This is a genomic window from Polyangium jinanense (assembly GCF_028435265.1).
Lineage (GTDB): Bacteria > Myxococcota_A > Polyangia > Polyangiales > Polyangiaceae > Polyangium > Polyangium jinanense.
Window position 1 is genome coordinate 1 of sequence record NZ_JAGTJK010000116.1, and the last position, 11,943, is coordinate 11,943.

The following is an 11,943-nucleotide window of genomic DNA, read 5'->3' on the forward strand; positions in this document are numbered from 1 at the left end:
GCCACCGCTGCCGGCCGCGCCGCCGCTACCGCCGCTGCCGCCCGCGCCGCCGCTGCCGCCGCTGCCGCCCGCGCCGCCGCTGCCGCCCATGCCGCCGCTGCCGCCCGCGCCGCCACTTCCGCTCATGCACACGCCAGCGGAGCACGTCCCACCGCTGCATACCGTGCCATCCGCAGCGATGGCATCGGCAGGACAATCGTTCGTGGCGCCATCACAAGTCTCCGCCACGTCGCACTCGCCGGAGGAGGCGTGGCATTCGGTGCCCGTCGCGATCTTCGCGTCCATCGGACAATCCTTCGCGACGCCGTCGCAGCTCTCGGCGACATCGCACACACCTGCGCTCGCTCGGCACGACGTACCCGCCGCGAGGGGCGCGCAGGTTCCATCGACCGTCGCGCCCGCCGCCTTGCTACACGCCTGGCAATCGTTCGCGGCACCGCCGCCGCAGGCCTCGTTGCAGCAGACGCCGTCGACGCAGAATCCGGTCGCGCAATCGGCGGCCGTCGCGCAAGAACCCCCCTGGACGGTCCGGACGTCGAACATGTACGCGGCGCCGGAGTCGGCCCCCTTGTCGTCGTCCTGAAACGCCCCGGCGATTGCCGTGCCCCCCGAAAGACCGACCGAAGTACCGAGGCGGTCGTCCGCTGCCCCGTCGCTCGCCACGAGCTTCGCCTGCTCGGTCCAGGTCAAGCCGCTTCGCACGAAGAGGTAGGCCGCCCCGGAGCCCGTGGCCTGGGCGTCCCCGACCGCCGCGCCGAGCAGCGCCTTGTCCCCATCGAGGGCGACAGACCAGCCGACCTGATCATTGTTGTTCCCATCGCTCGCCTGGAGCTTCGCTTGCTGGTCCCACGTCCCGCCGCTCCGCTCGAACACGTACGCCGAGCCGGCGTAGCTCGCCAGCGCATCGTCCCCGGACGCGCCGATGAGCGCCGTGTCCGACGAGAGCGCCACCGCATGGCCGAACTTGTCGCTCTCGGTGCCATCCGCCGCCACGAGCTTCTTTTGCTGGGTCCATGTGGTGCCGCTTCGCACGAACACATAGGCCGCGCCTGCCTTGTTGGCCTTCCCGTTGTCATTTTCGGCCCCGATGAGCGCGGTTTCCCCGGACACGGCGACCGAAAAGCCAAACGCGGCGTAGTCATGGCCGTCGGCCGCTGCGAGCTTCGCTTGCTGCGTCCAGATGCCATCGTGCACGAAGACGTAGGCCGAGCCCGAATACGGGCCCATCGGGTTGTCGTTGTCCGCGCCGATCACCGCGGTGGTCCCGTCGATCGCGACCGATTTTCCGAAGAGGTCGGCCCCCGTCGCGCCATTCGCCACGAGCTTCGCCTGCTGCGTCCAGACCACGCCACTTCGCATGAACACGTACGCCGAGCCGCCGATCAGGTTGCTGTACGGCGCCCCGACGAGCGCCCGATCCCCGGAGAGCGCGACCGCATAGCCGAACCGGTCCCCGCCGATGCCGTCGTCCGGAACGAGCTTGGCCTGCTGCATCCAGACGCCGCCCGTCCGCACGTAGACGTACACGGCGCCCGAGGCATACCCCTTGTCGCTGTCCCAGGGCGCTCCCACGAGCGCGGTGTCCCCCGAGAGCGCGACCGCGAGGCCAAAAAAGTCGCCCGCGGCGCCGTCGCCAGCCACGAGCTTCGTCTGCTGCGTGATCAGCGGATCGATGACGACCGGATACACGGCCGCCGCGTCGTCGACGTGAATGGCGACGCGCCCGTCCTCGATCGAGAGCCACGCCGGAAGCGCTCTGCCCGTCGCATCTTTCGCATACAGATCCGAATACGTGAGCGCCTGGCCGCCCGCGCCGTCGAGGAGCGCGAGCGCGTCCGCGCGTCCATCGCGGTCCTCGTCCACGAGGGAAGGATGCAGATCGCCGCCGAGCTCGAGCGTGACGACCTTCGTCCCCGTGCAGGAGGGCGCCCGCGCCAGCGTGAACCCCTGCTCGAGCCCGAGGGGGCCATTCAGATACCACTCGTCGAGGCCCGGTCGGTCATAATGCACGCGGTTCCCCTCCGCCTCGGGCAGGGCCTCGCCGAGCGTTTGCACGGCGGATTCGCATCCGAGCCCCGTCGCGCGCATCGACAACATGAAGCCACCGTCCCGCGACGTCACCGACACGCCTCGGCGGTCGAGCACCGTCGAGAAACCTTGCGCCTCGTTGTCCGCGCGCACGACGCCGGGGGACGGCGATTCCGCAGCATATCGCGGCGACGCCCCGCGCTGCGTGGACTCGATGTACGCCGCGCAGAGCTCCTTCGATATCGTCGATGCGCTGCCGCCCGAGGGCGGCTCGAGGAGGCTCGACGTTTTGCCTTCGGGGGCCGGCTCGCCGCCGCACGCGGCCGTGGCAGCGCCGACGCCCAGGGCGAGGATGGAGCAGCGCCATCGAAGAGAATGCCTTCGCTCGTCTTTCATTGCATTTTCTCTTGGTTCGTGTATCGACCGCGTGCCCGACGTCCGAGAGCCGCCGCCGCGGCGCGAAGGGTAGCGGACCCTATATCGATTGCAATGCTGCTCGTCGAGATGCAATCGTCCCATGGCAACGAATACGCGGCCATTGCTCGATTCGGCGCGGGCCGTGCGCGGGCGGTGCCGAGCGTGCGCTCGTCCACGTCCCCCCTCGGGCAGGGCGTGGCCGAGGCGTAGGGACGTCCAGGGCCGTTCGCGCTACGCTCGGATTCGCATGCCGCCGCGGCCCGAAAAGACGCGAACATCTCGGGACGGAGGCGCCAGCCGATTCGTCGGACGGGAGAGCGCCCTGGAAAAGATCGCCGAGGCGCTCGCGCGGGGTCGCCTCGTCGAGCTCATCGGGCCGCCGGGCGTCGGCAAGACCCGGCTCGCCACGGAGTTCGCGAAGCGGTCGCCGCGCCTCTCCGTGCTCCGGTTCTGCGACCTCACGGAAGCAGCTTCGCTCAGCGCTTTCCTCTTCCAGGTCGCGCGCTCCCTCGGCGTGCCGGTACCGCTCGACATCTCCCCGGACGAGCTCGCGCGGCGCGTGCGAGAGCGGGTCTTTTCGGACGACGCCATGCTCCTCGTGCTCGACAACTTCGAGCAGCTCCCCGCTTCGGCCGACGCGGCGCTCGCGGCGTGGTTCGAGGGCGAGGGCCCGGGGGCGCGCGTGCTCGTCACGTCGAGGCGGCGCCTCGCCGGCGCGCCTGCCACGACCCTCAGCCTTGCGCCGCTCTCGACCGAGCGCCGCTCGGGCGAGCCGTGGTCCGAAGCGGCGGAGCTGCTCGTGGCGCGGGGCTCGGCCTTCGCGGGCGGGTCGTTTGATCCGCAGGAAGACCGCGCGACGATGGAAGAGCTCGCCCGCGAGCTCGATGGCCTGCCCCTCGCGCTCGAGCTCGCGGCGTCGCGCTTCCGCGTGCTCGCGCCGAAGCAGGTGCTCGCGCGCCTCTCCCAGCGCTTCCGCATGCTCCGGCGGCCCGACGGGACGATCGCCCGGGCGAACCTCCGCGAGAGCATCGAGATGTCCTACGTGATGCTCGCCCCGCCGGAGCAGGAGGCGTTCCTCGCGAGCTCCGTGTTCCGCGGCGGCTTTTCCCTCGACGCCGCCGACGCCGTGCTCGGCGAGGAAGGCGGCCCGTGGCCGCTCGACCTGCTCGAATCGCTGCTCGACCAGTCGATGCTGACGGTCGATCAGGATCCCCACGAGCGCCGCTACGATCTCTTGATCTGCATCCGCGAGTTCGCCGAGAGCGAGCTCGCGCAGAGGGGAGGGGGCGCGGCGCGCGCGGCCGAGCGGCATGCCCGCTACTACGTGGGCCTCGGCGAGCGACTCGTCGGCTGCACCGATGCCGGCTCGCGCCGCGCCCTCGAACGCGAGCGGGAGAACCTCACCGCGATCGTCCATCGCCGCGGGCTTTTGGGGGCCGACCTCGCGCTCCGCGCGGCCCTCGTGCTCGCCGCGCCCGCGTCCGGACTGCCCTACATCACCGTCGAGGAGCTGCTCGGCGGCGCGCTGGGCGACGACGAGGGCGAAGGCGCGTCGCCTGCGCTCGTGGGGCGCGCGCTCCTTTCGCGTGGCACGGTCCGCCGCTTCCTCGGCCGGCTGCCGGAGTCGGCGGCCGACCTCGAGCGGGCGCGCGGGATCGGCGCGTCGATCGGCGACCACACGCTGCTCGCCGAGGCGTTCGCGGGCCTCGGCAACACGGTGGCGGGCGTCGGGGACTGGGGGCGCGCGCGTGCGTTCTTCGAGCGCGCGCTCGAGGCGTGCGCCGAGCCGAGGCTCCGCGCGCGGCTGCTCGCGATGCTGGCGAACAGCTTCGGCGGAACCGACGAGTACGACCGTGCGATCCCGCTCTTTCGTCAGAGCATCGCGGAGACCGATCGTGCCGGCGACGAGAGCGCCTCGGCCACGGCGCGCCTCGCGCTCGGGGTGATCCTGCTCGCTGCGGGTGATTTCGACGAGGCATCGCGCCTCCTCGGCGATGCGCTCGAAGCCCTCACGCGCATCGGCTCGCCGCATTGGGAGGGGATCACGCTCTCGTACCTTGCGCGCTGCAAGCAGGAGACGGGCGATCTGCCCGCGGCGCTCACGCTGTACTCCGACGCCTTGGCCCGCCTCGACGCGGCCGGCGTGCGGCGCGCCCAGGCCGTCGCCTTCTACCAGTTCGCGACCGCGCTCATCGAGGCGGGTGAGCTCTCCGCCGCCGCCAAGCACTTGCGCACCGCGTTGCCCCTCGCGCGCGAGAACTGCGGCGAATACGAGGGCGTGATCCTCGCCGCTCAGGGCGTGGTCGCGGCGCGGCGCGGCGCGGCCGGCGACGCGGCGATGCTCTACCGGCGCGCCGAAGCGTCGCTCTCCGCGTACCCCAAGCCGATGTTCCTCGCCGCGGTGCGCGTGCTGCTCGGCGACGAGCCTCCTGCCGCGTTTGCCTCGTGCTCGGAGGTGCGCCTCGCCCTGCGTTTACGCAGCCCGGTCCCGGCGCCGCGCACCGCGCCTCCGCTCCTCATCGCGCGTGACGGGAGCTGGTTCCGCGCGCCTGGCAGCGACGCATCCATCCCGCTCGAGCGACGCAAGGCCCTCCGCGGCGTGCTGCGGGCCCTTTTGCGGCAACGAGAGGAGCGCCCCGGCGAGGCCGCCACGGTCGCGGCGCTCGTCGAGGCGGGTTGGCCTGGCGAACGGATCCTTGCCTCCGCCGGCACCGAGCGCGTCTACGCCGCCGTGGCCACGCTACGTCGCCTGGGCCTGCAGGGCGTGATCCAGCAGAAGGCGGGCGGGTACCTCCTTTCGCCGGAGATCCCGGTCGTCTTGAGCTGATTTTCTGCTGGAACGAGGCCTTTCAACAAACTTTCAACCCGAGACCCCGCGCGTCAGGGCCATCTTCCTCGTGCAGGCTTAACGACGAGGTCATGACCATGATTCGCAAGCTTATTTTCGCCACGATCGGATGTGGAATGGCGCTCCTCGCGGGGTGCTCGGAGGACGTCCCGGCCCCGCCGGACAACAGCACCGGCGGCTCGGGCGGTGCGGGCGGCGCGGGCGGCTCGGGCGGGCAGGGCGGCTGCCCTACGCTCGACGTCTCGCTCACGCAGATCTACCGCTTCACGGACGCCTACTTCTCCGTGGCGGCCGACGTCTCGCCCGCGGCTCCCGACGCGTACCGCACGCAGGCCGTCCTCGAGATCTACAACGAGTGGACGACCCCGGACTTGCCTCCGCTCGCGACGGGCACCTTCGATCTCGCGGCGGCGCCGAACGACCACTACGGGAGCTGCCAGCACTGCGTCACCGTGATCACGCCGGACTCCAGCGAGATGCCGACGCGCACATTCTTCCAGACGGGCGGCACGATCGAGCTCACGAAGCTCGATCCGAACGATCCGAGCATCGCCGCCGGCAAGATCACGAACGTCACGCTCTCCGAGGTCACGCGGAAGGAAGACGGCACGTGGGAGCCCGTGCCGGAGGGCGGCTGCTTCGTGATCCCCTCGTGGTCGTTCGACACGACACCCGTCGACGGTATCCCGTGCGAGAAGGCCGAGGACTGCGGCAACACCCAGCGTCAGGTCTGCTCGCCCAAGACGAACACCTGCGCGCCCTACGAGTGTCTCTTCACGTATGACGTCGTGTGCCCCGACGGCGAGCTGTGCCTCGCGCAGGTGCCCAGCGAGAACTCGATCGGGGCTTGTTACAAGGCGTGCACGCCGTTCACCTCGGGCGCCTGCCCCGCGGATGCCGAGTGCATCGCGACCGACCCCGTCCAGAACTACGGCGTCTGCCGGCCGACGGGCAAAGGCGCGCCCGGCGAGGCGTGCAGCGAGCCCGACATCTCCACGGGCTGCGAGACGGGCAGCCTGTGCGCGGGCGTGCCCGCCACGTGCGAGAAGACCTGCGCGTGGCTCACGCCGGATCCCGGATGCCCCGAGGGACGTGTGTGCGGTATGTCGAACGTGTGCCTTTCGCCCGCGAGCGGCGATCCGGCGCCGATCGACGGCGCGTGCCAGCCGAGCTGGGTGCCGTATCGGAGCTGCGGCTCCGACGGCGAGGCGTTCCGCGGCCTCTGCCTGAGCCTCTACCCCGAGGAGCCGATCGAGCATTGCGAGCACATCTGCCGCATGCCCGACGGCGACTGCCCGGCGGGCGAGTACTGCGCGGGCATCTTCTCCAACACGGACGTCGGCATTTGCTGGACGATCCCGGTCTGCGGCGACGGCGTGCTCGACCCGCTCAACGAGATCTGCGACGACGGCAACACCGCGTCGGGCGACGGATGCTCGGGCGACTGCGACGTGGCCGAGTTCGACGTGCTCTGCAACGTCGCCGAGCCGCTCGCGCTCGACGTCGACATCCAGAGCACGACGGAAGGCGCGCCCACCGGGTATGGCGGGAGCTGCGAGCTCTACATCGTCGTGCCCTCGAAGACGTTCACCTTCGACGTCCCGGGGCCGGGCCGGCTCTCCTTCGACCTCACGTCGAACGAGGACCTCGATCTGCTCCTGCTCGGCGATTGCGCCGATCCGAGCGGCAGCGAGCTCGCCTGCAAGAGCACGTCCGCGGCCACCGAGGAGCTCGATTTCGATTTCGCAACGAAGCCGAATGGTCCCGTGATGCTCGTCGTTCGTGGCAATACGATGAAGGACGCGGGGCCGTTCACGCTGCGCGCGAGTTTCACGCCGGCGGTCTGCGGCGATGGCGTCGCCGTCGGGCCCGAGGTCTGCGATGACGGCAATACGATGCAGGGCGATGGCTTCTGCTCGGCCGATTGCCTGAGCCCCGACTGGCCCACGGTCTGCGCAGGTCTCCCGATGCTCTCCACGTCGTCGCCCAACGTCGGCGACACGGCGAGCGCGCCGAATTTGAACAACACCGACGGGTATTGCACGTTCACCACCGGCGGCGAGGTGACGTACCGCTATGTCGCGCCGAAGGACGGGACGCTGACGCTGCACCTCGACGAGACGAATGCGAATTATGCCGTCTACGTGCTCGACGGCTGCGGGACGGCGACGGAGGCCAAGCTCCTCTCGTGCTCGAATTACGGCTGGCCCCCGGAGAGCGCTGAGGACATCGCATTGCCTCTCACCGCGGGGAAAGAGGTGACCGTCGTCGTCGACACGGCTTCGCCGAGCAAGGGGGGGCCCTTCAGCCTCGAGGCGACTTTCCAGTGACGTCTTGAGAACCGCGCGGGATCCGGGGGTGCGTCTCCGTGACCGCCCCCGCTTCCGTTCCCGTAGAGGTTGAGCGGCCATGCGCGAGTGCAGCATGACGGGACCCTCAGGGATCCTCGAGCCGCAGACATGGAAAACGGCGCGGGCCGCGGCTGCTCTTGCGAGCTGCTGTGGCCCGCGCCGCCCGTGATGCATTTTAGATAAGTAACGGCCGCCGCCGCGACCACCGCGACCACCGCCGCCGCCGTAGCCGCCACCACCACCGCCGTAGCCGCCGCCACCGCCGCCGCCCGTGCGCGGGGGACGCTCTTGCGCCTCGTTGACCTTGAGCGCGCGCCCGTCGAGCATGAGCCCGTTGAGCTGAGAGATCGCGTTGAGGGCCTCGTGCGCGTTCCCCATCGTGACGAAGGCGAAGCCGCGGGGTTGCCCGGTCTCGCGATCGATCGGCATCGCGACCTCGCGAACCGTGCCGGCCGCGGCAAAGGCGCTCTCGAGCGAGGCCTGGGTGGTGTTGTACGAGAGGTTTCCGACGTAGAGACGATTTCCCATGGGGTTTTCCTGTGGCTTCTCAAAGCGTCCAGGAGGACGCCATCACACCGACCGTTCGAAGAAGCCGCATCAAAGGCGAACGGGGTGTGCTGAGACGCGCGAAGCACCCAACTTGGGAACGTCGCTCGCCGCGGCGCACGTTTGCGTCATCCAGTCTTCCGAGCGAGCCGCATTCTGGAAGAGGAGCGACGTGCCGAGAGCGAGCCAGAAACGTTTGCGTGTCGGCCGATTACTTACCTCGTCGGCCGACCTTTGGCAAGGTGAAAGATGCTCGTCGCCCAAGATCATCCAGAGCGGCGTGCGTTCGCCCGAGCAGGCGGGCGAGACGGAAGAGCGCGGGCAGTGTGTCGAGGGCTTCACAACACACCCAATGCAGCCGGGCCCGCGCCCCTGCAGAATCCACGTCGCTTGCACGAAAACGCGACCGCTCGATCACATTCCACGCGCATGAAGCCGTATTCGATGATCCCGCAGCAGAGGAGCTCCTCGACCTCGCGCACGACGAATCGCGGCGCCCCCCGATCGCATCCACCCGCTTGCCGCGACCACCCGTTCTCCGAAATGCGAACAGAGGCCTCGCGCGCCGCGGCGACGAGCGCCTGCGCGCGCCGCTGCTGGGGCATTTTCCTCGCGGAGCCGGGTTCTGCGCCGGCCTCTCGCCGGGAATGGTGAACGCGAACAGGGGGAAAGCGTCGACGGCCGAGATCCCGCTCTACGATCCGGTCCGCGCGGCGTGCATGCCAGAGCGCACCTGGGACGAGAGCCCGCGCAAGCGAAGGCGCGAGGAGCGCACGTCCTCGGGGGCGCCACGCCGACGCGCAAACGAAAAGGAGATAGCTTTCCATGAACCGTGAACGACGAAGCTTCGGGCCGTGGCTGCACCGCATTCTCGGCGCGGCCATGGCCGCCATGGTGGTCGCTTGCGGCGCCGAGGCCGCGCCCGGCGAGAGCGTGGACGTGCCGGCGAGCGCACCTCTGCAGGCGGCGCCGGGGGCCTCCAGGCCGACGCCGAAGGACCTGCGTGCGGCCTACATCGCGTCCGTGCAGCGGGAAGCATCCACGCGTTATGCCGCCGTGGCGCTCGCGTCTGGGCTCATGCGCGCGGACAACGAGGCGCAAGCGTTCGTGACCACGTTCGACGGCGCGGAGGTATCCCTTGCATCACACGACGGGGCGTGGACGTTCGGGATGCACACCGGGGCCCTGGGCTGCGAGGGCCAGGTGGCGGAGCTCGGCGCGGCGGAGCTCACGCGGGAGGGCAACCGGATCCGTCAGGTGCGCGGTGGCCTGGAGGAATGGTACGTGAACGGGCCATTGGGGCTCGAGCAGGGATTCGTCCTTCGGGAAGCCCCTGCGTGCGCCGGGACGAAGATCGTGCGCATCGAGCTCGCGGGGACATTGCAGGCGGCGCTCGTGGACGAGGATGGCGACGGTCGCGGGGACGCCCTCGCGCTACGGGATGCGGAGGGGCACACGGCGCTGCGGTACGCGGACCTGTACGTGAAGGACGCTGCGGGCAAGGAGCTTGGGGCCTGGCTCTCGCTCGAGCCAGGGAGGGTCGCGATCCATGTGGATGATGCGGGGGCGGTGTATCCGGTGGAGATCGACCCGCTGATCATGACCCAGCAGGCGAAGCTCGTGGCGGGCGACGCGGCTTCGGACGACATCTTCGGCTATTCGGTCGCGCTCTCGGGAGACACGGCGCTCATGGGGGCGTACCGAGATGACGACAAGGGCTTCCAGGCCGGCTCGGCCTATGTGTTCGTACGCAGCGGTGGCGTCTGGACCCAGCAGGCGAAGCTCCTGGCGAACGACGGGGCGTTCGGCGACGAGTTCGGCTCGGCGGTCGCTCTCTCGGGCGACACGGCGCTCGTGGGTGCGCGGAGCGACGACGCGCGCGCCGGCTCGGCCTACGTGTTCGTACGCAGCGGCGGCGTCTGGTCCCAGCAGGCGAAGCTCGTGGCGAACGACGCGGCTGCGGACGACGGTAGCGGCACTTCGGTCGCGCTCTCGGGTGACATCGCGCTCGTGGGTGCGCCTTACGACGATGGCACGGGCTCGGCCCATGTGTTCGTGCGGAGCGGTGGAATCTGGACCCAGCAAGCGACGCTTCTGGCGAACGACGGGGCGGCACAAGACGGTTTCGGCACCTCGGTCGCGCTCTCGGGGAACATGGCCCTCGTGGGGGTGCCTTACGACGACGACAAGGGCTTGGGTTCCGGCTCGACCTACGTGTTCGTGCAGAGCGGCGGCGCCTGGGCAGAGCAGGCGAAGCTCGTGGCGGACGACGGGGCGGCGGCCGATCATTTCGGCATTTCGGTTGCGCTCTCGGGGGACATGGCGCTCATCGGGGCGTCGCAGGATGACGACCAGGGTTCGGGTTCCGGCTCGGCCTACGTGTTCGCGCAGAGCGGCGGCGCCTGGACCCAGCAGGCGAAGCTCGTGGCGAATGACGGGTCGGATTACGACGAGTTCGGCTATTCGGTCGCGCTCTCGGGAGACACGGCGCTCGTGGGGATGCCGTACGGACTCACCGGCGAGGCCTCCGGCTCGGCCTACGTGTTCGTGCAGAGCGGCGGCGCCTGGACCCAGCAGGCGAAGCTCGTGGCGAACGACGGGTCGGCCGGGGACGAGTTCGGCTCTTCGGTCGCGCTCTCGGGAGACACGGCGCTCGTGGCGGCCCCTTATGACGCCAACAGGGGCTCGGCCTACGTTTTCGTCCCGCCGCTGGCGAGCCAGGGCAGTCCCTGCACGACCGGCGCAGAATGCGCGAGCGGCTTCTGCGTGGATGGGGTCTGCTGCGCCACGGCATGCGGCGGAGGCGCGATGGGAGATTGCCAGGCATGCAGCGTGGCCGCAGGCGCGGCGGTGGACGGGATTTGCGCGCCGCTTCCGGTTGACACGGTTTGCCGCGCTCTGGCTGGCGCATGCGACGTGGCCGAGTCCTGTGACGGGCAAAGCGTGAACTGCCCGGCGGACGGCTCCGCACCTGATGGTACCCCCTGCGCAACCGGCACGTGCGAAGGCGGCGCCTGCATGGGCGGCGCAGGCGGCGCAGGCGGCGCGGGCGGTGCAGGCGGCGTGGGCGGCGCAGGCGGTGCAGGCGGCGCAGGCGGCGCAGGCGGCATGGGCGGCGCGGGCGGTGCCGGCGGCGCAGGCGGCGCAGGCGGTGCAGGCGGCATGGGCGGCGCAGGCGGCGCAGGCGGCGCAGGCGGCATGGGCGGCGCGGGCGGGGCCAATGCCACCGGCACGGGCGGCGGCGGCACCTCCGAGGACGGCGGCTGTGGGTGCCGGACGGCGCCGCGAACAGGGAGCGCGTCCGCGCTGACGGTGCTGACGCTCGGGCTCCTCTTCGCATGGCGACGGCGCGTCCGGCGCGCGTAAATCTCCACGAACCGGCCTCGTCCTCCGCCCGCGATCACCCCTCCTGAGCATGGGTCTCATCTGGGAGGCGCTGCGCTGGGGCGTTGCCCCAGGCCCCAGCAGGGGCTGTCCGCCCCTGCACCCGGACCAGCCAGGGGCTGGACCCAGGACGATGAACTGCGCGGTGCGCAGTTCATCGCAGCGTCTTTCACCCCCTCTCCGCCGCGCGTGCAGGTCCCTCGGCCTCCGTCATCGGTCTTCGACCCCGTTCCCGCAGGTCCCGGGACCTCCCGGATCGGTGTGGGAACCCGTCCACGCAGGTCCCGGGACCTCCCGGATCGATGTTGCACTCCGTTCGCGCAGGTCCCGGGGACCTCCCGGATCGATGTTGCGCTCCGTGCGCGAAGG

The 11,943-nt window shown here is 70.5% G+C and carries 5 protein-coding genes and 2 pseudogenes; 4 read left to right on the plus strand and 3 right to left on the minus strand.

Annotated elements, in window-relative coordinates:
• Positions 1-2,424, minus strand: a pseudogene (locus tag KEG38_RS54000) (hypothetical protein); the annotation flags it as partial.
• Between the two features lie 93 nt (positions 2,425-2,517).
• Here KEG38_RS54000 and KEG38_RS54005 point away from each other — a divergent pair.
• From KEG38_RS54005 to KEG38_RS54015, 3 genes are all read left to right on the plus strand, one after another.
• Positions 2,518-2,655, plus strand: coding sequence for a hypothetical protein (locus KEG38_RS54005; RefSeq protein WP_272428979.1), 138 nt, complete (start codon positions 2,518-2,520; stop codon positions 2,653-2,655).
• 37 nt (positions 2,656-2,692) lie between these two features.
• Positions 2,693-5,272 carry an ATP-binding protein gene (locus KEG38_RS54010; RefSeq protein WP_272428981.1) on the plus strand — a complete coding sequence of 860 codons (2,580 nt, stop codon included), beginning with the start codon at positions 2,693-2,695 and terminating at the stop codon, positions 5,270-5,272.
• Positions 5,273-5,370: 98 nt separating this feature from the next.
• Positions 5,371-7,623 carry a DUF4215 domain-containing protein gene (locus KEG38_RS54015; RefSeq protein ID WP_272428983.1) on the plus strand — a complete coding sequence of 751 codons (2,253 nt, stop codon included), beginning with the start codon at positions 5,371-5,373 and terminating at the stop codon, positions 7,621-7,623.
• 384 nt (positions 7,624-8,007) lie between these two features.
• Here KEG38_RS54015 and KEG38_RS54020 read toward each other — a convergent pair.
• Positions 8,008-8,172 (minus strand): annotated as a pseudogene (locus tag KEG38_RS54020) (RNA recognition motif domain-containing protein); the annotation flags it as partial.
• Between the two features lie 356 nt (positions 8,173-8,528).
• Entirely contained in the window at positions 8,529-8,795 is a 267-nt protein-coding gene (locus KEG38_RS54025) for a hypothetical protein (protein ID WP_272428987.1), read from the minus strand.
• 220 nt (positions 8,796-9,015) lie between these two features.
• Here KEG38_RS54025 and KEG38_RS54030 point away from each other — a divergent pair, with 220 nt between their 5' ends.
• A complete protein-coding gene (locus KEG38_RS54030) occupies positions 9,016-11,556 on the plus strand; it encodes an MYXO-CTERM sorting domain-containing protein (RefSeq protein ID WP_272428985.1) in 2,541 nt (846 codons plus the stop codon).
• Positions 11,557-11,943: the final 387 nt, after the last annotated feature.

Coding starts and splice junctions, on each gene's coding strand:
- KEG38_RS54025 (WP_272428987.1), bottom strand. CDS start 8,795: ATGCCCCAGCAGCGGCGCGCGCAGGCGCTCGTCGCCGCGGCGCGCGAG.
- KEG38_RS54015 (WP_272428983.1), top strand. CDS start 5,371: ATGATTCGCAAGCTTATTTTCGCCACGATCGGATGTGGAATGGCGCTC.
- KEG38_RS54030 (WP_272428985.1), top strand. CDS start 9,016: ATGAACCGTGAACGACGAAGCTTCGGGCCGTGGCTGCACCGCATTCTC.
- KEG38_RS54005 (WP_272428979.1), top strand. CDS start 2,518: ATGCTGCTCGTCGAGATGCAATCGTCCCATGGCAACGAATACGCGGCC.
- KEG38_RS54010 (WP_272428981.1), top strand. CDS start 2,693: ATGCCGCCGCGGCCCGAAAAGACGCGAACATCTCGGGACGGAGGCGCC.